Origin of the sequence: Citrobacter sp. Cu231, assembly GCF_030332265.1 — a bacterium.
Taxonomy (GTDB): Bacteria; Pseudomonadota; Gammaproteobacteria; order Enterobacterales; family Enterobacteriaceae; genus Citrobacter; species Citrobacter meridianamericanus.
Genome location: NZ_JAOWIE010000032.1, coordinates 795,834 through 816,106, shown reverse-complemented (window position 1 = coordinate 816,106; position 20,273 = coordinate 795,834). Strand labels below are relative to the sequence as shown.

The 20,273-nt window shown below is 53.9% G+C and carries 19 protein-coding genes; 9 read left to right on the top strand and 10 right to left on the bottom strand.

Annotated features, from left to right (window positions below; genetic code table 11):
- Positions 1–316 precede the first annotated feature (316 nt).
- The 6 genes from spy to astC all read right to left on the bottom strand — a co-directional run bounded on the left by spy (position 317) and on the right by astC (position 7,176).
- Positions 317–802, bottom strand: coding sequence for an ATP-independent periplasmic protein-refolding chaperone Spy (gene spy / locus OGY15_RS10410; RefSeq protein ID WP_003030629.1), 486 nt, complete (start codon positions 800–802; stop codon positions 317–319).
- A 349-nt stretch (positions 803–1,151) separates the two neighbouring features.
- Positions 1,152–2,117 carry a succinylglutamate desuccinylase gene (gene astE, locus OGY15_RS10405; protein ID WP_151219003.1) on the bottom strand — a complete coding sequence of 322 codons (966 nt, stop codon included), beginning with the start codon at positions 2,115–2,117 and terminating at the stop codon, positions 1,152–1,154.
- Positions 2,110–3,453 carry an N-succinylarginine dihydrolase gene (gene astB, locus OGY15_RS10400; protein ID WP_151225364.1) on the bottom strand — a complete coding sequence of 448 codons (1,344 nt, stop codon included), beginning with the start codon at positions 3,451–3,453 and terminating at the stop codon, positions 2,110–2,112. Before astB ends, astE begins: the two co-directional genes overlap by 8 nt.
- The gene (gene astD, locus OGY15_RS10395) at positions 3,450–4,928 is read right to left on the bottom strand and encodes a succinylglutamate-semialdehyde dehydrogenase (protein ID WP_286539019.1); all 1,479 of its coding nucleotides are present in this window, start codon (positions 4,926–4,928) and stop codon (positions 3,450–3,452) included. The genes astB and astD overlap by 4 nt, the downstream gene beginning before the upstream one ends.
- Positions 4,925–5,959: an arginine N-succinyltransferase gene (gene astA / locus OGY15_RS10390; protein WP_187252554.1), complete on the bottom strand. Its 1,035-nt coding sequence runs from the start codon at positions 5,957–5,959 to the stop codon at positions 4,925–4,927. Before astA ends, astD begins: the two co-directional genes overlap by 4 nt.
- Entirely contained in the window at positions 5,956–7,176 is a 1,221-nt protein-coding gene (gene astC, locus OGY15_RS10385) for a succinylornithine/acetylornithine transaminase (RefSeq protein ID WP_252838271.1), read from the bottom strand. Before astC ends, astA begins: the two co-directional genes overlap by 4 nt.
- Positions 7,177–7,620: 444 nt before the next feature.
- On the opposite strand from astC, the gene xthA reads away from it, so the two are divergent.
- From xthA to OGY15_RS10350, 7 genes are all read left to right on the top strand, one after another.
- Positions 7,621–8,427 carry an exodeoxyribonuclease III gene (gene xthA, locus OGY15_RS10380; protein WP_043016615.1) on the top strand — a complete coding sequence of 269 codons (807 nt, stop codon included), beginning with the start codon at positions 7,621–7,623 and terminating at the stop codon, positions 8,425–8,427.
- A gap of 223 nt (positions 8,428–8,650) precedes the next feature.
- On the top strand, positions 8,651–9,307 hold the full coding sequence (locus tag OGY15_RS10375; protein WP_187253018.1) for a TVP38/TMEM64 family protein: 657 nt from the start codon (positions 8,651–8,653) through the stop codon (positions 9,305–9,307).
- Positions 9,304–10,002 carry a TVP38/TMEM64 family protein gene (locus OGY15_RS10370; protein WP_187259550.1) on the top strand — a complete coding sequence of 233 codons (699 nt, stop codon included), beginning with the start codon at positions 9,304–9,306 and terminating at the stop codon, positions 10,000–10,002. The genes OGY15_RS10375 and OGY15_RS10370 overlap by 4 nt, the downstream gene beginning before the upstream one ends.
- A gap of 31 nt (positions 10,003–10,033) precedes the next feature.
- Positions 10,034–11,203, top strand: a complete 1,170-nt coding sequence (locus tag OGY15_RS10365; protein ID WP_286539018.1) for an ABC transporter substrate-binding protein — start codon at positions 10,034–10,036, stop codon at positions 11,201–11,203.
- Complete coding sequence (locus OGY15_RS10360; RefSeq protein ID WP_286539017.1) at positions 11,176–12,711, top strand: ABC transporter permease family protein; 1,536 nt, start codon at positions 11,176–11,178, stop codon at positions 12,709–12,711. Before OGY15_RS10365 ends, OGY15_RS10360 begins: the two co-directional genes overlap by 28 nt.
- The gene (locus OGY15_RS10355) at positions 12,711–13,343 is read left to right on the top strand and encodes an ATP-binding cassette domain-containing protein (protein ID WP_151218997.1); all 633 of its coding nucleotides are present in this window, start codon (positions 12,711–12,713) and stop codon (positions 13,341–13,343) included. Before OGY15_RS10360 ends, OGY15_RS10355 begins: the two co-directional genes overlap by 1 nt.
- 87 nt (positions 13,344–13,430) lie before the next feature.
- Positions 13,431–14,738, top strand: a complete 1,308-nt coding sequence (locus OGY15_RS10350; RefSeq protein WP_151218996.1) for a sulfurtransferase — start codon at positions 13,431–13,433, stop codon at positions 14,736–14,738.
- A 44-nt stretch (positions 14,739–14,782) separates the two neighbouring features.
- Here the strand turns inward: OGY15_RS10350 and OGY15_RS10345 are convergent, their stop codons facing one another.
- Positions 14,783–15,406, bottom strand: coding sequence for a CDP-alcohol phosphatidyltransferase family protein (locus OGY15_RS10345; protein WP_286539016.1), 624 nt, complete (start codon positions 15,404–15,406; stop codon positions 14,783–14,785).
- On the bottom strand, positions 15,399–15,968 hold the full coding sequence (locus OGY15_RS10340) for a carboxymuconolactone decarboxylase family protein (protein ID WP_187259554.1): 570 nt from the start codon (positions 15,966–15,968) through the stop codon (positions 15,399–15,401). Before OGY15_RS10340 ends, OGY15_RS10345 begins: the two co-directional genes overlap by 8 nt.
- 79 nt (positions 15,969–16,047) lie before the next feature.
- On the opposite strand from OGY15_RS10340, the gene OGY15_RS10335 reads away from it, so the two are divergent.
- The gene (locus OGY15_RS10335; RefSeq protein WP_151225358.1) at positions 16,048–16,461 is read left to right on the top strand and encodes a pyrimidine (deoxy)nucleoside triphosphate diphosphatase; all 414 of its coding nucleotides are present in this window, start codon (positions 16,048–16,050) and stop codon (positions 16,459–16,461) included.
- On the opposite strand, the gene OGY15_RS10330 is transcribed toward OGY15_RS10335, so the two are convergent.
- Positions 16,421–16,696 (bottom strand): YnjH family protein, encoded by a 276-nt coding sequence (locus tag OGY15_RS10330; RefSeq protein ID WP_286539015.1) that lies wholly within the window; start codon positions 16,694–16,696, stop codon positions 16,421–16,423. The two genes, OGY15_RS10335 and OGY15_RS10330, sit on opposite strands and share 41 nt — an antisense overlap.
- Positions 16,697–16,933: 237 nt before the next feature.
- Between OGY15_RS10330 and gdhA the strand changes: the two genes are divergently transcribed.
- On the top strand, positions 16,934–18,277 hold the full coding sequence (gene gdhA / locus OGY15_RS10325) for an NADP-specific glutamate dehydrogenase (RefSeq protein ID WP_286539014.1): 1,344 nt from the start codon (positions 16,934–16,936) through the stop codon (positions 18,275–18,277).
- A gap of 49 nt (positions 18,278–18,326) precedes the next feature.
- On the opposite strand, the gene OGY15_RS10320 is transcribed toward gdhA, so the two are convergent.
- A complete protein-coding gene (locus OGY15_RS10320) occupies positions 18,327–20,273 on the bottom strand; it encodes a DNA topoisomerase III (protein WP_286539106.1) in 1,947 nt (648 codons plus the stop codon).

Here is a 20,273-nt window from a genome sequence, read left to right as displayed (position 1 = left end):
GTAAACTGGCAGCCATAAATCATCATTGTTATGTTAACCCTGCAGATTATTGTTATCGGCAGCAGAGTTGATTTGCCTTAGCGATGAACCCGGTGTTTTGCAAAAAAGACTGACGCGTCGTCCCGGTGGAATTTTCGCGGGCTTCAGGAGAATAACGTGTCACAAGCGCGGTGCAAGAGGCGGTAAAGAAAAAACCGCCGATCCTGCCCACCACGTTAAACGTATTGTGGACAAGAGCGGCGGTCTTGAGTTTGGTTTCACACTGTGCGGCAATCAGGACACACAGCATGAATGATTTAGTGTAAACGCTGAACGATTACTCGGCAGCTTGTGGCATTTTACCCTTCTGCGCCGCACGTTCTGTCAGACGCTTCTCAAAATTGGCATTAAACTGCTTTTTCTGTTCCGGGGTTAAAATGTTGTAAATCTTGTTCTGGGTTTCCATATGCGCCAGCATGTTGGCTTTGCGCTGTTCTTCCATCTTCGCAATCTGCGCTTCGGCCTTCGCTTTATCGAAGCTATCGCTGGCAATAATGTCGTGCATCGCGCGACGCTCCTCCAGCGGCGGACGTTTCATCTGGTCACGCTGACCTTTCATGATCTCGCGAATCTGCTGTTTCTGCGCATCGGTCAGGTTCAGGTCTTTGAACATCATGTCGTGATGCGGGGCGAATTTACCGTTGTGGTGCATCATCGGTTTGGCATCAGCTGGCGCAGCTGTTGTCGTGTCAGCGGCGTGGGCCAGGTTGGCAGCGCCCAGGGCCAGAGTAGAGGCAACAAACAGAGCAGTCAGTTTACGCATAATTTCTATCCTTTCTTTCAGTTATTTTTACGACACTCATGCGACTCTTATGCAATGTGATGTCGTGTTGACGAGATTAACTTTACCGGCTTAAGCGTCAATTAATCAGAGTAACGGTAAAACAGTGAAAGTATAAAAAACAAATTTTCATCAATTATGAAGAAAAAAAGAATAAATTGCGCAGAGTTGCAATAAAAATTCACAACAGGATGATTTTGAAAGGATTATGAAGAACTATACCTGAACCCTGATTATTAAGAAAGCAATTCACCAGGAATAATCCGTAATAAATAAAAACAGCACGCAAAAATAAGCCCTTAGGAATAAACCATCAGGGCATATATATTTATCACATTTTTTGGAGCATCAACCCGGCACGTAAACCACAGGCCACACTGGGATTCGGAAAGAGAACGTATTCAACATCATGGGTGACAATAAAACGTTCATCACCGTCCTGCGCCAGCAAAGTTCCCTCTTTAAAAGGGGTAAAGTTGAGCGTCTGGTTATCCATATGAAGAATGAAATCGTCGCTACGTCGCGTGATTTGCGATACAACGCGGTAACGCAGCGGAGATGTTTTTCCTGCAGGCATTCGCTCGCCTTGCAGCAGCCTCGCCAGCGCATCCGCCGTCTGCGCAAACTGGGACAGATCGTTTTGCCCAAACGGCAGCGCTTTACCCAGTTCCAGTGTACAGGCCAGCGCGCCAAAATGTTCAGCGCTAAAATGGGTGAACGTACCGCCAGGCGTCTGATGGAACACCAGCGCCTCAAGTCCTGCATCTCCCAACCACCCCAAAAAATCTTCGTCCCAGGCAATATTTCGTTGTGGCAGCACGCCAAAACGCAGATGCTGTGAGCCGCGAATCGCGGTATGCAGATCCAGATGCCAGCGTACAGACTCTTGCGCGCGCGTATAAAAATCTTCCAGACACAGCTCAAGCTCATGGGCACGTTGCGTTTCATCACTCGCGGCGAGAACCTGCCAACGGCCGCCAAACATTCGGTTCAGGTCGCTATGGCAATACCGTTTTCCCGCCGCCAGCGCCAGTGGGTTGCCCAGAATCACCAACAGCCGCCATGTCAGCGTCAACTCACCGCGAAACAGACTGGACAGCAATGAATCCAGGATCTCTACCGGGGCCGTTTCATTGCCGTGGATCCCCGCTGACAGCACCAGAGAATGTTCGACCGGTGCGTCCGGCGTCAGCTCCAGAATCCCGTAGCCGAGCCACTGCCATGAAAAACCGCGAGCGGTGCCCTTGGTTTGCTCGGGGGTTATCCCTGCAAGCGTTTGGGTCAGAAAATCATTCATGGTTCGACCTCTCCAGTTGGAAAGGATAAACCGAGCCGAGACTAAGCAATTGTGTCAATGTATCCAGAGCTTCACGTCCCTCGCGCAGCAGTTGCGGGTCAGCAAGGTCGGCGGCGGTAAGACGATCGCGATAGTATCGATCAACCCAGTTATTCAGCGTGTTAAACAGCGTATCGTTCATGAAAACCGCCGGATTCACGGCCTGCTGCTCCTGAGGGGTAAGCACCACTCTCAGGCGCAAACACGCCGGACCGCCGCCGTTGGACATGCTTTCACGCAGATCAAATACCCGCAGCTCATCGATCGGATTGTCTTCCTCAAGCAGACGGTTCAGATACCGCCACACGCCCGCATGCTCCCGACACTCTTGTGGCAGAACCAGCATCATCGAGCCATCATCACGACTCAATAACTGGCTGTTAAACAAATAGGTCGTCACCGCATCCTGCACCGACACTTCAGCAGCCGGGACTTCCAGCGGCGTAAAACCTGCCACCTGGCTGTGCAACTGCGTCAACAATGCCTGCTGTCTGACAAACGCCTGCTGATGACAAAACAGCACCTGGCGATTCGACACCGCAATCACATCGTTATGAAACACGCCAAGATCGATGACATCCGGATTTTGCTGGGCAAAAATACACTGATGCGGGTTGACCTGATTCAGTCGCGCGACTGCCTCACTGGCCTCACGAGATTGTCTCGCCGGATAGCGCGTCGGCTGGGACGCATTCCCTTCTTCACGACCATAAATGAATAGCTGTACGCCGGGGCCGCCGTACTCCCCGCCAAGGCGGTTATGGTTGGCCGCACCTTCATCACCGAAAAGCGCCACCTGGGGTAATGCACCATGGACCGCAAAGCGATGCTCATCACGAAAGATAGCCCTTAACAACGCTTCAGTGGTTGGCGCTTCCAGCGAACGGTGGAACTTGTTATTCAGATTCGCCACCGTCAGATGCAGTTTCCCGTCCAGCGCATCTGCTGAAGGGCAGACCGTTGCCGCATTCGCCACCCACATCGGCGATGCGGAGCTGGCACTGGAAAGCCAGTGCGGTGCCTGACGCGCCACTTTCCCCAGCACCTGTTCGTCGCTGCCGCTAAATCCCAACTGCCGTAGCACCGGAATATAAGGCCGCTCATGGGGCGGGATCACCGCCTGGGGAAATCCCGCATCCGCCAGCGCTTTCATCTTTAGCAGACCCTGTTTCGCCGCCAGACGTGGGTTCGACACCTGAAAACGGTGTTTGGTTGAGGCCTCATTACCAAATGACAATCCAGCATAGTGGTGAGTAAGCCCCACCAAACCATCAAAATTTATCTCACGGGCTTTCATCGCTTATCCTCACGAGAAAAATCCAGGCCAGGGCTTAACGCTGTTGGCAGCGTTAAGGCTGGTGATTCCAGACTTGCCATCGGCCAGGCGCAATAATCTGCGGCATACCACGCGCTGGCACGATGGTTTCCGGAAGCACCTACACCACCAAACGGCGCTGTACTCGCCGCGCCAGTTAACGGTTTATTCCAGTTGACGATCCCTGCCCGCGCCTCCAGCAGCAGTTGATCAAACTGGCTGCGATCGGGTGAAACTAACCCACAAGACAGTCCAAAACGGGTGTTGTTCGCCATGCGAATCGCGTCATCAAAGCTGTCATAGCGCCAGACGCCAAGCAGAGGGCCAAAAACCTCTTCATCCGGTACGTTCGCCGCTCCGGTCAGTTCAATGATACCGGGAGCCAGCAGTGATGTTCCGCCTTTCACCAGACGTGGGGCTAACAGCGTACGTCCACCCAACGACTCCAGACGCTGCCAGGCATCATAAACGTGCTGCGCGGCCTGTTCGGAAATCAGCCCGCCAATAAATGGCTGCGGTTCTGCGTCCCAGTTACCGGGCATTAAACGCTGGCTGACTTCCACCAGACGTGCGAGGAACGCATCACCCTGCGCGCCTTTTTTAACTAACAGGCGACGAGCGCAGGTACAACGCTGTCCGGCGGTAACAAACGCAGATTGAATGGTCAGATGCACAGCAGCATCAATATCTTCCGGGCTCTCAATAATCAGCGGGTTGTTCCCTCCCATTTCGAGGGCGAGGATTTTTTCCGGCTGACCAGATAACTGTCGATGCAGGTGATAACCAGTATTGGCGCTGCCGGTAAACAGCAGACCATCGAGGTCTTCCAGCGCGCTCAGCGCCTGCCCCGTTTCACGCCCGCCCTGTACAAGGTTCAGCACGCCCGGCGGTAATCCCGCTTGCGCCCACAGCTTTGCCACAGCTTCACCGGTCCACGGCGTCAGCTCGCTGGGTTTGAAAATCAATGTATTGCCTGCCAGCAGTGCCGGAACAATATGTCCATTAGGTAAATGACCTGGGAAGTTATATGGGCCAAAAACTGCCAGCACGCCGTGTGGGCGATGGCGCAACGTTGCCGCGCCATCCGGTAATTCGCTATGCTGCTCTCCGGTGCGGGCATGGTAAGCTTTCACGGAGATAGCAATTTTATTGATCATCGCCGTCAGTTCCGTGGCTGCTTCCCAACGAGGTTTTCCGGTTTCCTGGGCGATAATCTGTGTTAGCCCGGCTTTATTGCTTTCCAGCAGAGCAGCAAATTTCTCCACAATCGCCTGACGCGCGGCAAAAGGCTGCTTTGCCCAGCCAGGAAAAGCCGTACGCGCTGCGTGGCACGCCTGCGCCACCTGAGTTGCCTCGGCATCATTACCCTGCCACAGCACATCTCCACTGACAGGATTGGTTTTCACCCGACGCTCGCCGAGCCCTGTTACCCAGTCGCCGTTTATCCATAATGTCATGCTGTTTTCTCCTCTGCACAAAGACGCACAAAACGTACATGGTCGCCCGCGTGGCATTTCAGGGCATCCAGTTGTGCCGCCGTCAGCACCAGACGTTGAGTATTCGGGTCGGCACGAACCAGCATGACGCGAAAGTTTTGATAGTTTTCATTGGCAACCAGACAAGCCGGATAATCCCCCTGTGCTGGCTGCCCTTCAGCCACCTCAACCAGTCTGCTTTTACGAATCGCCCGCACCCGGTCAATATCGCATTCCAGGGTCGGCCCGCCGTCAAAAATATCGACATAGTTGCGATAGCGAAATCCCTCTTTCTCCAACACCGCCCGCGCGGGTGCCGTTTGCGGATGTACCTGACCAATCACGCTTTGTGCTTCATCAGACAGGAAATCGGTATAAATAGGATGCTTGGGCATTAATTCAGCAATAAACGCTTTTTGCCCTGTTCCGCAGAGAAAATCCGCCCGGCTGAATTCCATTGAGAAAAAACGTTTGCCGAGGCTTTGCCAAAACGGAGAGTAGCCGTGCTCATCAATCACGCCGCGCATCTCGGCAACGACCTTCTCGTTAAACTTGTCACGAAAGGCGGCCATAAACATAAAGCGCGACTTCGACAACAAATAGCCGTTGCCTTCTTTTCGCCAGTCAGGGTCGAGAAACAGCGTACAGAGCTCGCTGCTACCCGTGTGATCGTTACTCAGGAACAACGTCGGTAGCGCGTTATACACGTTCAATTCTTTCGAGGCGTGCACCAGAGTACCGACCCGATAGTTGTACCAGGGATCGTTAAGCCCGACTGCCACCTCGATGGCGCAAATCCCCGCCACGGTTCCGCTGGTGCTGTCTTCCAGCACAAACACATATCCCTGCTCACTTTTGGGCAACTCACCGCGCCAGGTTTGTAGCGAACGTTCGATACGTGCCATTAGCGTCGCTTCATTCGCCGGTAGCGAGGTCAATCCGCCGCCGGTCTTACTGGCAAGCTGCATCAACGCGGTGATATCAGCACGTTCAATGGGACGAATCACCATCATGATGAACCTCCTGCTTTAATGCGTTCGCAGGCCAGCGCAAAGCGATCCAGGCCGGTAGCAACTTCTTCCTGGCTGACGTTTAACGCTGGCGCAAAACGCACCACATTCGCACCAGCAATCAGTACCATCACCCCGGCGACAGCCGCTTCTTGTGAGATAAGTTTCGCTTTCCCTGCATATTCCGCATTCAGCACGCAGCCGATCAGCAGTCCAAGTCCACGAATTTCACTAAACAGTTCAAAACGCTCGTTAATGGCGTTAATACGCTCCACAAACCAGTCATGTCGCTGTTTGACTCCGTTCAACACTTCCGGCGTGTTAACAATTTCCAGCAGTTTACCCGCCACCGCAGTGGCCAGTGGGTTTCCGCCGTACGTTGTACCGTGCGTACCTACCGTCATCACACTGGCGCAATGCTCTGTCGCCAGCAGTGCGCCAATAGGGAAACCGCCGCCCAGCGCCTTTGCGGTAGTCAGCAGGTCCGGCGTAACGCCGTAATGCATATAGGCATACAGCTCGCCAGTACGGCCAACCCCGGTCTGAACTTCATCAAAAATCAGCAGCGCATTATGGCGATCGCATAATTCACGCAGCCCCTGCAGAAACGCGTTTGTTGCCGGCACCACGCCGCCTTCGCCCTGCACAGGCTCGACGATGACCGCACAGGTGCTGTCATCAATCAGTTGGCTGGCAGAATCGAGATCGTTATACACGGCATGGCGGATATCCGGTGGCAGCGGCGCGAAATCCTGTGAATAAGCAGGCTGACCACCAGCACTGACGGTAAATAGCGTGCGGCCGTGAAAAGCATTTTTAAACGCCACAATGCCGCTCTTCTGGCTACCAAAACGATCATGAGCATATTTACGTGCCAGTTTTAACGCCGCTTCGTTGGCTTCTGCCCCTGAGTTACAGAAGAAAATGCGCTCGGCAAAGGTGGCGTCAATCAGCTTTTTCGCCAGACGCAATACCGGCTCGTTGGTGTAACCATTTCCCGTATGCCAGAATTTGCTCGCCTGGTCGTTTAATGCCTCACGCAATGCTGGATGTGCGTGGCCCAGCGCATTAACCGCAATGCCTCCCGCGAAATCGATATACTCTTTACCCTGTTGATCCCACAGACGTGAACCTTCACCCCGTACCGGAATAAAAGGGGCCGGAGCGTATACGGGCATCATCCATTCATCAAAATTTTCACGCGTAATTGACAGAGACATAGCGACCTCAACGGTAAATAAAAGGTTATTTATATGTTAATAAATATAGTGTTTGCGGTGTAAATGTAGATTGCAGGGTTCGTGCCAGCCAGCGAAAAAAGTGCATAAACGGAGGTCCATGACGGAATATCAACAAGTTACAACGTGACGATATTCACTATATGTGCATATAAAGTGAATATGTTTGCACATCAGGCGACTAAACAGAGGAAAAAACGCAGTTTTATTCAGTCGCCAAATATAATTCTGGAATTGTGATCGTATACGAAATTTTTCGGAAATTATTGCCCCATTCCGACGCGCTTCGCGCCAAAACGGTGCAGTTTTTGCTCCATCGTTAACACCATTAGCAATCATTGTTGGAATCACGTGACAAGAAGCAGTCAGTCTGCAGAAATTCTGCTACCATCCTTGCACTATTCATCTTGCAAAGTGGCAGTGACTATGAAATTTGTCTCTTTTAATATCAACGGCCTGCGGGCCCGTCCCCATCAACTGGCAGCCATTGTCGAAAAACACCAACCGGATGTGATTGGCTTACAGGAGACAAAAGTCCACGACGATATGTTCCCTCTCGAAGAGGTGGCAAAACTCGGTTATAACGTCTTTTATCATGGCCAGAAAGGTCATTACGGCGTCGCGTTGTTAACAAAAGAAACACCAATTGCGGTGCGTCGTGGCTTCCCAGGCGATGGCGAAGAGGCGCAGCGTCGTATCATCATGGCGGAAATTCCGTCTCCTCTGGGCAGCATCACGGTGATCAACGGTTATTTCCCGCAGGGCGAAAGCCGTGACCATGAAACCAAATTCCCGGCCAAAGCCGCGTTTTATCAGAACCTGCAAAACTATCTTGAGACAGAGCTGAAGCGCGACAATCCGGTATTGATCATGGGCGATATGAATATTAGCCCAACCGATCTCGATATCGGCATTGGCGAAGAGAACCGTAAACGCTGGCTGCGTACCGGAAAATGCTCCTTCCTGCCGGAAGAGCGCGAGTGGATGGAGCGTCTGCTGGGCTGGGGTCTGGTGGATACCTACCGTCACGCCTATCCTGAAAAGAACGACCAGTTCTCGTGGTTTGATTACCGCTCAAAAGGCTTTGACGATAACCGTGGCCTGCGTATCGATCTGCTGCTGGCGAGCAACCCGCTGGCGGAGCGCTGCGAAGAAACCGGCATCGATTATGAAATTCGCAGCATGGAAAAGCCGTCCGATCATGCGCCGGTATGGGCTAAATTCCGCGTCTAATCTTTTGCGTTTTTGCACTCTCCGGGCCAGGCCTGGAGAGTGTGTTTATTTGGTGCAAAATCAATAAAGCAACGGTAATTCATTGTTGTAGTCGGAATTTTACTATATCTTCGCGCGCACTTTTCGCTGATGAAAATGCTGCATTGCACTCAGTTTTACAGGAGAACCCCCATGAAAAAGAAGCTCGCATAAAGCAGAATACCGGCTGCTGATTGTCGGGGCCCTGTTCTGCGTTCTGGCGGGAGTTTTCCATCATTACGGTCTGACCGACCTGATAACTAATTTCCATCATTTACAAGACGTCATCCGCCAGAGCGGCATGTTCGGCTATACGCTTTTTATCCTGCTGTTCATTCTCGCGGCGTTGTGTCTCATCCCAGGCAGCATCCTGGTGATCGTTGGCGGTGTGCTGTTTGGCCCCGTGACCGGGACGGTTATCTCATTAGTGGCGGCAACTGTGGCTTCATCGCTGTCTTTTTTGCTGGCGCGATGGCTGGGCCGGGAACTGCTGCAAAAATACGTTGGGCATACGGCAATGTTTCAGGCTATCGAAAAAGGCATTGCCCATAGCGGAGTTGACTTTCTTATCCTCACCCGCCTCGTGCCGCTGTTCCCTTATAACATTCAAAACTACGCCTATGGGCTGACGGCCATTCCGTTCTGGTCATTTACCGTGATATCTGCTGTAACCACCTTACCTGGCATCTTTATCTATACACTGATGTCGCACGAACTGGCCAGCGAAGGAATTAGTTGGACATTTATCGGTGAGCTCAGCGTTGCGGGGCTGGCGCTTTTTGTCCTCGTACAGGCTGCCAAAGCCTGGGCTCGTTATAAGCATGTCGATCCATCAGCTCCTCACGAGTGCGCAGATAAATGATAAAACGACGCATCCATTTCTACCGGGCAGGAGTGATTATCCTGTTGCTGCTCGCGCTGATGGCGTGGGCGTGGATACCTGGTGTGAGCGATTTTCTCCGCGCCAGCCTGGCGGCATTTGCCACGCTCGATCAGCATGCCATTGAGAATTTCATTCGTTCTTACGGAACTCAGGCGGCGGTTGTTTCTTTCTTCCTGATGCTCTTACAGGCCATCGTAGCCCCCCTTCCGGCCTTTGTGATCACCTTTGCCAACGCCTCGCTGTTTGGCGCATTTTGGGGCGGCGTACTGTCCTGGTGCAGCGCGATGACCGGCGCGGCGCTGTGCTTTTTTATTGCTCGCGTTTTAGGCCGTGGCGCGGTGGAGAAACTGACCGGAAAAACGGTGTTGAACAACATGGACGCTTTTTTCGAGCGCTATGGCAAGCACACCATTCTTGTCTGTCGCCTGTTACCTTTTGTACCGTTCGATCCGGTAAGCTACGCAGCAGGCCTGACCTCGATTCGGTTTCGCCATTTTTTCATTGCCACCGGCATCGGCCAGTTACCCGCCACTATCGTCTATTCATGGGCGGGTAGCCTGTTAACCGGCGGTACATTTTGGTTTGTGACCGGACTGTTCATCCTGTTCGCCCTGAGCGTGATGATTTCAGTGGCGAGAAGCCTGTATCTTGAACATCAACGAAAAAAAACCTGAGAATTCCCCCATTTTTAGCAATGGAGATACTATGCGTTACTGCTTATTGTGCCTGAGTTTATTGCTCTGTCCGCTGGCGACGTTTGCCCAGGATGCCGACTGGCAGCAAATCAAAAATGACGCCCGCGGTCAGACGGTGTGGTTCAATGCCTGGGGTGGCGACAACGCAGTTAACCAGTATCTCGACTGGGTTAGCGGCGAGATGAAAACACACTATGCCATAAACCTGAAAATCGTACGTCTCGCAGATGCCGCCGACGCGGTAAAACGCATTCAGACTGAAGCTGCATCCGGGCGAAAAACCGGGGGGTCTGTCGATTTACTGTGGGTAAACGGCGAAAATTTTCGTACGCTGAAAGAAGCCGGGCTGCTGCAAACCCAGTGGGCGCAAACGTTGCCTAACTGGCGCTATGTTGATACCCAAAAACCGGTGAGCGAAGATTTCTCCGTTCCAACCGAGGGGGCTGAATCCCCCTGGGGTGGCGCACAGCTAACCTTCATCGCGAGGCGCGATCTCACCGCGCAGCCACCGCAATCCCCACAGGCGCTGCTGGAATTTGCCCAGGCGCATCCTGGCACGGTGACCTATCCGCGTCCACCAGACTTTACCGGCACGGCGTTTCTGGAGCAGTTGTTAATTTCGCTCACCACGCAACCACAAGCGCTTAAAATCGTACCAGATACAGCCACATTCGCCGACGTTACCGCGCCATTGTGGCATTATCTTGATACACTGCACCCTGTACTGTGGCGTGAAGGTAAAGACTTTCCGCCCTCGCCTGCACGAATGGATGCGCTACTCAATTCTGGAACCCTGCGTTTATCATTGACCTTTAACCCTGCCCACGCGCAGCAAAAAGTAGCCAGCGGCGAATTGCCTAAAAGCAGCTACAGTTTTGGTTTCTCACAGGGCATGCTCGGCAACGTGCACTTTGTTGCCATTCCGGCGAATGCCCGCGCCAGTGCAGGAGCAAAAGTCGTGGCAAACTTCCTGCTTTCGCCCGAAGCACAACTGCGTAAAGCCGACTCAACTGTCTGGGGAGATCCTTCGGTGCTTGATCCACAAAAATTGCCCGTCGAACAACGTGATGCACTGCTGGCACGGATCCCGCAAGGACTTCCCGCCGTGCTGCCAGAACCGCATGCCGCCTGGGTAAACGCTCTGGAACAAGAATGGCTACGCCGCTACGGTACGCATTAATTTTGCTACTCTGGGCCATCATGGTGGCAGTTTATCTGCCGCTGGCGCCAGCGGTTTTCTCTCTGATAGTGCCAGCCCTTAGTCTGACCCATTGGCTGGCGCTCTTTGCCGACCCTCAACTTGCGCAGGCATTACTGGCGACGCTTGTTTCCACAGGACTCGCTGCCGGCGGCGCACTGATCATTGCACTACTGGCAATCCTCGCCTTATGGCCCGGCGCTGGCTGGGCGCGTCTGTGCTCGCGCCTTCCGTGGCTGCTGGCGATTCCGCACGTTGCCTTCGCCACCAGCGCGCTGTTGATTTTTGCTGAAGGCGGTAAAATCTGGCAATGGCTCCCGTTCCTCAGCCCACAGCCAGACCGTTACGGCATTGGACTTGGCGTGACGCTGGCGGTGAAAGAAAGCGCCTTTTTGTTATGGATCCTCTCAGCCCAACTGAGCGAAAAACACCTTTCGCAGCAGGTTATCGTTCTGGATTCGCTGGGCTACAGCCGACTGCAATGCCTGAACTGGCTAATCCTGCCTTCAATCGCCCCAGCCTCAGGTAAAGCGATGCTGGCGATTGTCGCCTGGTCACTCTCCGTTGTGGATGTGGCAATCGTTCTTGGCCCCGGAAATCCGCCAACGCTTGCCGTTTTGAGCTGGCAATGGCTCAGTCAGGGCGATGCCGGGCAGCAGGCGAAAGGCGCGCTCGCCAGCCTGTTGCTGGTGCTGTTGCTCCTCATCATCGCGCTGGCAGGGTATCTGTTGTGGCGCGTCTGGCGACGCACCATTCCCGCAGTAACCGGTGAACGCCTGCGTTTTCCATCCTGTACAACCGAACGTTCGTTAGTACAACTTTTACCCCTTAGCGGTATGGTATCCGCGCTGGTTCTGGCGCTGCTCGCCAGCTATTCATCGCTAAATAGCGAGGCGCTCAGCAATAGTCTGCAACTGGGACTTGTCTCCAGCCTGCTGGCGCTGCTAATACTTTTTGCCTGGCTGGAATGGGGGCCGCAAACCGGACACCGTTGGGTCTGGCTACCGCTGATTTTGCCCGCGCTACCGCTGGTAACCGGACAATATCTGCTGGCGTTATATGCCGGACAGGATGGACTGATAACGACCATTATCTGGGGCCACCTGCTGTGGGTGATGCCCTGGATGCTATTTGTGCTTAAACCGGCCTGGCAGCGCATTGACCCGCGATTGATTTTGATTGCGCAAACGCTGGGCTGGACACGGAGCCGCATATTCTGGCAGGTAAAATGTCCCCTACTGGCTCGCCCGGCGCTGATTGCCTTCGCGGTAGGATTCTCTGTCAGTATCGCCCAGTATATGCCGACGCAGTGGTTAGGTGCTGGGCGCTTTCCCACGTTAACCACCGAAGCGGTCGCATTAAGCAGCGGCGGTAGCACTGCTATTCTGGCAACCCAGGCGCTATGGCAACTTCTGTTGCCACTCACCATTTTCGCCCTGGTCGCATTTCTCGCTGCATGGATTGGCCGCTTTCGACAAGGACTCCGCTAATGCTCATTGTGCAAAACGTTTCGTTGTACCAGGGTGCGACTGCGCTGCTGAAGAACGTTACCTTTCAGGTTGATAAAAGTGACATTGTCACAATTATGGGTTCTTCCGGCAGCGGAAAGTCTTCGTTATTTTCGTGGATGGTCGGGGCGTTGTCGCCGCAGTTTCAGGCATCAGGCGAGCTGTGGCTCAACGAACGACGCGTTGACGCGCTGCCTACGGCGCAGCGCCAGATTGGCATTCTGTTCCAGGATGCGTTGTTGTTTGACCATTTCAGCGTTGGGCAGAATTTACTGCTGGCTCTGCCCGCCAGTCTGCAAGGACCAGCCAGACGACACGCGGTGGAAAGCGCTCTCGCACGTGCGGACCTGGCCGGTTTTTATTCGCGCGATCCGGCGTCGCTCTCCGGCGGACAACGCTCGCGTGTCGCCCTGCTCCGCGCGCTACTGGCTCAGCCCCAGGCACTGTTACTTGATGAACCCTTTAGTCGGCTGGACGCGTCGCTACGTGATACCTTTCGTCAGTGGGTCTTTACCGAGGTACGTAAGCAGGGTATTCCAGTGGTGCAGGTTACCCATGACGCGCAGGATGTCCCGCCAGCAGGTCGTGTATTACAGATGGAAAACTGGGCGTGAATGTGGCGATATGCTGCGTTAACGCAAGGTTTTTACTTAACCGGCGGCACAGAATGTCGTCCTCTTTTTTCAACGTCGGGCTATTCGATGAAACGTGTTTCTCAAATGACCGCGCTGGCACTTGCTTTAGGGCTCGCTTGCGCTTCCTCCTGGGCTGCTGAAACAGCACAGACGCTCACCCTCGACCAGTTACACCAAAAGCAAGGCGCGGCGATCGATACCCGTCAGAGCGCTTTTTACAACGGCTGGCCGCAGTCGCTTAATGGCCCTTCAGGACACGAACCTTCCGCTCTGAACCTGTCTGCTGCCTGGCTAGACAAGATGAATGATGAACAACTCAGCGCCTGGGTTAAGTCACATCAACTCAGCACCGATGCGCCGGTGGCGCTGTATGGCAGCGATAACGACATGCAGGCTGTCAAATCCCGCCTGCAAAAAGTTGGCTTTAACCATATCTCTACCCTCAGCGATGCGCTTACGGACCCTGCCCGCCTGCAACGTCTGCCGCACTTTGAACAGTTGGTGTACCCGCAGTGGCTTCACGACCTGCAGCAGGGTAAAAACGTAACCGCTAAACCAGCGGGTGACTGGAAAGTGATTGAGGCCGCCTGGGGCGCACCGAAGTTGTATCTGTTGAGCCATATCCCCGGTGCGGGCTACATTGATACCAACGAAGTCGAAAGCGAACCGCTGTGGAACAAAGTGTCAGACGACCAGCTCAAAGCGATGCTGGCGAAGCACGGCATCCGCCATGACACCACGGTGATTTTATACGGCCGTGATGTCTATGCCGCCGCGCGCGTGGCGCAAATTATGCTGTATGCAGGCGTAAAAGATGTTCGTCTGCTCGACGGCGGCTGGCAAACCTGGTCCGACGCAGGTTTACCGGTTGAACGCGGCACTGCGCCATCGGTGAAACCAGAACCTGATTTCGGCGTGACCATTCCCGCCCAGCCGCAGTTGATGCTGGATATGGAACAGGCTCGCGGCCTGCTGCATCGCCAGGATGCGTCTTTGGTGAGCATTCGTTCATGGCCGGAATTTGTCGGTACCACCAGCGGCTATAGCTACATTAAGCCAAAAGGTGAGATCGCAGGCGCACGTTGGGGCCACGCGGGCAGTGATTCCACCCACATGGAAGATTTCCATAACCCGGATGGCACCATGCGCAGTGCGGATGACATCGCCGCCATGTGGAAGCAATGGAATATCCTGCCACAGCAGCAGGTCTCGTTCTATTGCGGTACCGGCTGGCGTGCTTCGGAAACATTTATGTACGCCCGAGCGATGGGTTGGAAAAACGTCTCAGTCTACGACGGCGGCTGGTATGAGTGGAGCAGCAATCCCAAAAATCCGGTTGCCAGCGGTGAACGGGGTCCTGAAACCAGCAAGTAAGGCTGTCATTATTGCCGGATAAGCGCATCCGGCAACGCAATACGCTACGCCTGACGCTGGACCGCTTTCAGTGTCAGGTATCCGCTCCGGATCCGGGTAAACGTCGTCATCCAGCACAGTGCGCCAAAGACCCACGCCATCATGGCAAAATATTCCGGGAACAGACACCCCAACACAAACAGCATAATCGTCTCGGTACCTTCGGTCAGCCCCCCCAAATAATAAAACGATTTATGCGCGTACCCCGGGTTATCAATTTGATGTTTCGCCGCCAGCGCGGCAAAGGCCAGAAAGCTGCTGCCGGTTCCCATAAAGGCGAACAGTAGCCAGCCACCAGCCAGCGAGTTAGCCGCCGGATCGGCGAGCATAAAACCGAATGGTACCAGGGCGTAAAACAGAAAATCGAGCGAGATATCAAGAAATCCTCCCGCGTCGGTTAGCCCTCTGCGCCGCGCCAGCGCCCCATCCAGCCCATCAAAAAGCCGATTAAGCACAATCGCCGCCAACGCTGCCAGATACCAGCCTAACGCCAGAAATGGCAAGGCCAACACGCCAATAGCAAAACCGACCAGCGTAAGCCCGTCCGGCGTAATCGCAGGCTTATCAATAATGCCCACGCAGCGATGCAAAAGCGGTTTTAATCGCGGATGAAGATGACGATCAAGCATGCGGGCGTCCTTTAAGGCTGTCGCACAGCCCCTGGGAAGGGATCTCGAGAGCGGCATTAAAACGCGCCGAGAGATTTTGAAACGCAATCAACGCGGTCATTTCAGTAATGGCGTCCTCGGTAAAATGCTGCTTCATCTGCGCTTTAAGCGCAGCGTCAACCTGTGGAGGCGTAGCGGTGACCGCATCAGCATAGGCCAGCGCTACGCGCTCTTCTGTGTTAAATAGCGTCGATTCTTGCCAGTTGGCAACCTGTAAGACTTTATCCAGCGCGCCACAGCGTTCAGCCAACCGTAAACTGTTGGCATCAACGCAGAAAGCGCAGTGGCACACCTGAGAAACGCGGGTCATCAACAGCGCGCGCATCACCGGCGTTAAACGTGCTTTTTTACGCTCCAGAAATCCGACAAACAGCGCCACCAGCCAGAACAGAAACGGCATCCGCCCCCACCAGCGAGTAGGATGCAATACATCGCCATAATGCTTTTTCTGCGTAGCAACGAGCGGTTTTAAACTGGAAGGGATGCGCGTTAACGGTTTTACCCACGACTGAGGATCATTCAACGGTTGCTCCTGAATACTTTAGATAAAACAAAGATAACGATAGTATGTCATTTTCTGTCATTAGATCTTGATGAATATAATGAAAACCCTCGACGTGGTCGCCGCTATTATTGAACGTGATGGCAAAATTTTACTGGCTCAACGTCCGCAGCATACAGATCAGTCAGGGATGTGGGAGTTTGCGGGCGGCAAGGTTGAATCGGGCGAAAATCAACCCGAGGCGCTGATCCGTGAATTGCGTGAAGAGTTGGGCATTGAGGCGGTCGTGGGTCGCTACATTGCCAGCCATCAACGCGAAGTTTCGGGCCGACTGATTCACTTACATGCCTGGCATGTACCGTCATATCAGGGGGAACTGAAAGCGTATGAACATCAGGATATCGTCTGGTGTTCACCCGAAGAGGCGCTGCGTTATCCGCTGGCGCCTGCTGATATCCCACTACTGGAAGCGTTTATTCTTTTACGCGACGCCAGACCAGCGGATTTGTGCTGATCGTTTTTTCATCGCGTTGGCACTGAAGCAAAACGCCGTCCGCTTTAATCACTGCCCCTTCTGAGTAGTTTTGATCCTGATAAATACAGCACTGACTACAGGGTTGCGCCCGCTGACCGCTGGAGCTAAACACTTCCGGCGGTACATTCACCTGCACGTCCAGGCGATAAAGCTGATTTGCCAGCGTCGCGCTGGACACCAGGGCCAACACGCCTGCCACGATTAAACGGCGCATATTCTTTCCTTTTTAACTGACAATTATGCTCAGTATAACGGTATAAATCGGCAGAAACTTTAGCCTCTTCGATCATCGCTTTTAGTTATGACCCACGACGCAATATTAATTTACTTAGCGGGGTTAATTTTTTCTTGCGTCGCGTCACAGTGCTGATGGTATAGTCAAAAACTGCACAACACTTAACACAAAAATCAAAAATATAACCATATCAATACATAAGAGGTTCTTATATCTATGGATCAGACATGTTCTCTGGAGTCATTCCTTAACCATGTGCAAAAGCGCGACCCGAATCAGACCGAGTTCGCGCAAGCCGTTAGTGAGGTGATGACCACGCTGTGGCCTTTCCTTGAACAAAACCCGCGTTATCGCCAGATGTCATTGCTGGAACGTCTGGTTGAACCGGAGCGCGTAATCCAGTTCCGTGTAGTCTGGCTGGACGACCGCAATCAGGTGCAGGTCAACCGCGCATGGCGCGTGCAGTTTAGCTCTGCCATTGGCCCATACAAAGGCGGTATGCGTTTCCACCCTTCCGTGAACCTGTCGATCCTGAAATTCCTTGGCTTCGAGCAGACGTTTAAGAATGCCCTCACCACGCTACCAATGGGCGGAGGTAAAGGCGGGAGCGATTTCGATCCAAAAGGGAAAAGTGAAGGCGAAATCATGCGTTTCTGCCAGGCGCTGATGACCGAACTGTTCCGCCATTTAGGTCCCGATACAGATGTTCCGGCGGGCGATATCGGTGTGGGCGGCCGTGAAGTCGGCTTTATGGCCGGGATGATGAAAAAACTCTCCAACAACAGCGCCTGCGTCTTTACCGGTAAAGGTCTCTCTTTCGGCGGCAGTCTGATCCGCCCGGAAGCGACCGGCTACGGTCTGGTGTATTTCACCGAAGCGATGCTCAAACGCCATGGTCTGGGCTTTGAAGGTATGCGCGTAGCGGTTTCTGGCTCCGGTAACGTAGCCCAATTCGCCATTGAGAAAGCCATGGAGTTTGGCGCGCGGGTGGTTACCGCCTCCGATTCCAGCGGTACTGTGGTCGATGAAAGCGGATTTACCAAAGAAAAACTGGCGCGGCTGTGCGCAATCAAAGACAGCCGCGACGGTCGCGTAGCAGATTATGCCCGTGAGTTTGGCCTGACCTACCTGGAAGGCAAACAACCGTGGTCAGTTCCGGTCGACATCGCCCTACCGTGTGCCACGCAGAACGAACTCGATGTGGAAGCCGCGCAAATGCTTATCGCCAACGGCGTCAAGGCCGTGGCTGAAGGCGCGAACATGCCGACCACCATCGAAGCCACCGACCAGTTCCTCGAAGCGGGCGTACTGTTTGCGCCGGGTAAAGCCGCCAATGCCGGTGGCGTCGCCACATCCGGTCTGGAAATGGCGCAGAACGCCGCACGTCTGGGCTGGAAAGCGGAGAAAGTGGATGCGCGCCTGCACCACATCATGCTGGATATTCACCATGCCTGCGTTGAGTACGGCGGCGAAAGCAAGCAAACCAACTACGTACGTGGCGCCAACATCGCGGGCTTCGTGAAAGTTGCCGACGCGATGCTGGGCCAGGGAGTGATCTAATTCATTCCGTACGCCGGATGCGGCACACGTGCCTTATCCGACCTGGAAACTACACGCCCGCCTCTTCAGATGGCGGGCTTTTTTTCGCCGGGCGTTTACGCGGCGCACTCTTTTTCTTATCGCCACCACCACCGTCCGGTGCAGCAATTCCACGAAAGCGTCGTACCGGTGTGCTGCGCGCCTGATCGATAAGCTGATACAGCGTTCCCACCAACGGTTGCATAAAGTCCTGATAACGACACTGCTTTTCACTGATTTGGGTCAGGATAGATTCCCAGTGCGCGGTCATATCCGGACGCGTCGCCATTTCAGGTAGTGAATGAAATAGCGCTTTTCCGGCATCGGTGGAATGGATATAACGCCCTTTTTTCACCAGAAAACCTCGTTTAAACAGCAGCTCGATAATCCCGGCGCGTGTGGCTTCCGTTCCCAGGCCATCCGTTGCACGCAGGATCTTTTTCAGATCTTTGTCTTGCACAAAGCGCGCAATCCCGGTCATTGCTGACAGTAGCGTGGCATCGGTAAAGTGTCGTGGCGGTTGAGTCTGGCGTTCAACCACTTCGCCTTTTTCACACAGCAACTCGTCGTCTTTTGCCACCACCGGCAACGGCGTCCCGTCGTTATCTTCGTCGCGCTCTTTGTTGCCAAGCAGCGTGCGCCATCCGGCTTCCGCCAGAAAACGTGCTTTGGCGACAAACTTGCCTTTGGCGATGTCCAGCTCAATAACGCACTTCCTGAATACCGCATCCGCGCAAAATTGCATCAGATACTGACGGGCAATCAGGTTGTAGATTTTCGCTTCGTTGTCATTCAGGTTGATGGACGCAGTGCGTGCGGTAGGAATGATGGCGTGGTGCGCATCCACTTTTTTATCGTCCCAACAGCGGTTTCGCGTATCTGGATTGACCGCCGGTTGTGGGAGCAGATCCGGCGCATGAACGCTAATCGCGTTCAACACCGCGTGACGTCCGGCAAAGTGTTCTTCCGGCAGATAGCGGCTATCCGAACGCGGATAGGTAATCAGCTTATGGGTTTCATACAGCTTCTGACAGATATCCAGAACGTTTTGGGCGCTTAAGCCAAAGCGTTTCGCCGCTTCAATCTGCAACGCCGACAGCGAGAACGGCAGCGGCGCAGATTCTGATTCCCGTTTATCGTTATAGCTGGTGACTATCGCTGGCTGACCGTTAATGCGGTTTACCACGTGTTCAGCCAGCGTGCGATTCAGCAAGCGCCCTTCTTCATCCTGATACGGCTCACACGCTTCGCTCGGCTGCCAGATAGCGGTAAACCGCTCATCAGCAGGCGTCACGATATGCGCCTTTACCTCAAAGAAGTCTTTGGCGACAAAGTTTTCAATCTCTTCATCGCGACGCACCACCAGGCCGAGCACTGGCGTCTGTACGCGTCCGACCGAAAGTACGCCCTGATAACCCGCATTACGCCCAAGAATGGTGTAAGCGCGCGTCATATTGATGCCGTACAGCCAGTCGGCACGCGCACGCGCCAGCGCCGAGACGCACAGCGGAATAAACTCACTGTTGGCGCGCAGACGCTCAATAGCCCGCTCCACAGCCTGCGGGTTAAGGTCGTTAATCAGGCAACGTTGCACCTGCTGGCGCTTTTCAGGCGCCAGTTGCAGGTAATCCAGCACTTCATCCACCAGCAGTTGCCCCTCACGATCGGGGTCACCTGCGTGAATGACTTCACTGGCCTCATGCAAAAAACGCTTAATGACGTTAAGTTGCTTGGTCACTGAGGGACGCGGCTGCAGTTGCCACTTTTCCGGGACAATCGGCAGATCGACCAGACTCCAGCGAGCATAGCGACTGTCGTAGGCGTCTGGCTGCGCCTGCTCAAGCAGGTGACCGATGCACCAGGTCACCACTTGTCCGTTTCCGCATTCAATAAAGCCGTCACCTTTGCGATGTGGCTTTGGCAACACATCGGCGATAGCGCGCGCCAGACTCGGTTTTTCGGCAATAAACAACCGCAT

Excerpts from the sequence above, each read along its gene's own strand:
- OGY15_RS10365 (WP_286539018.1), top strand. The coding sequence starts at position 10,034 with ATGCGTTACTGCTTATTGTGCCTGAGTTTATTGCTCTGTCCGCTGGCG.
- OGY15_RS10345 (WP_286539016.1), bottom strand. The coding sequence starts at position 15,406 with ATGCTTGATCGTCATCTTCATCCGCGATTAAAACCGCTTTTGCATCGC.
- OGY15_RS10360 (WP_286539017.1), top strand. The coding sequence starts at position 11,176 with ATGGCTACGCCGCTACGGTACGCATTAATTTTGCTACTCTGGGCCATC.
- OGY15_RS10330 (WP_286539015.1), bottom strand. The coding sequence starts at position 16,696 with ATGCGCCGTTTAATCGTGGCAGGCGTGTTGGCCCTGGTGTCCAGCGCG.
- astB (WP_151225364.1), bottom strand. The coding sequence starts at position 3,453 with ATGAAAGCCCGTGAGATAAATTTTGATGGTTTGGTGGGGCTTACTCAC.
- xthA (WP_043016615.1), top strand. The coding sequence starts at position 7,621 with ATGAAATTTGTCTCTTTTAATATCAACGGCCTGCGGGCCCGTCCCCAT.
- OGY15_RS10350 (WP_151218996.1), top strand. The coding sequence starts at position 13,431 with ATGAAACGTGTTTCTCAAATGACCGCGCTGGCACTTGCTTTAGGGCTC.
- astE (WP_151219003.1), bottom strand. The coding sequence starts at position 2,117 with ATGAATGATTTTCTGACCCAAACGCTTGCAGGGATAACCCCCGAGCAA.
- spy (WP_003030629.1), bottom strand. The coding sequence starts at position 802 with ATGCGTAAACTGACTGCTCTGTTTGTTGCCTCTACTCTGGCCCTGGGC.
- astA (WP_187252554.1), bottom strand. The coding sequence starts at position 5,959 with ATGATGGTGATTCGTCCCATTGAACGTGCTGATATCACCGCGTTGATG.
- OGY15_RS10335 (WP_151225358.1), top strand. The coding sequence starts at position 16,048 with ATGAAAACCCTCGACGTGGTCGCCGCTATTATTGAACGTGATGGCAAA.
- astC (WP_252838271.1), bottom strand. The coding sequence starts at position 7,176 with ATGTCTCTGTCAATTACGCGTGAAAATTTTGATGAATGGATGATGCCC.
- OGY15_RS10320 (WP_286539106.1), bottom strand. The coding sequence starts at position 20,273 with ATGCGGTTGTTTATTGCCGAAAAACCGAGTCTGGCGCGCGCTATCGCC.
- astD (WP_286539019.1), bottom strand. The coding sequence starts at position 4,928 with ATGACATTATGGATAAACGGCGACTGGGTAACAGGGCTCGGCGAGCGT.
- OGY15_RS10355 (WP_151218997.1), top strand. The coding sequence starts at position 12,711 with ATGCTCATTGTGCAAAACGTTTCGTTGTACCAGGGTGCGACTGCGCTG.
- OGY15_RS10370 (WP_187259550.1), top strand. The coding sequence starts at position 9,304 with ATGATAAAACGACGCATCCATTTCTACCGGGCAGGAGTGATTATCCTG.
- gdhA (WP_286539014.1), top strand. The coding sequence starts at position 16,934 with ATGGATCAGACATGTTCTCTGGAGTCATTCCTTAACCATGTGCAAAAG.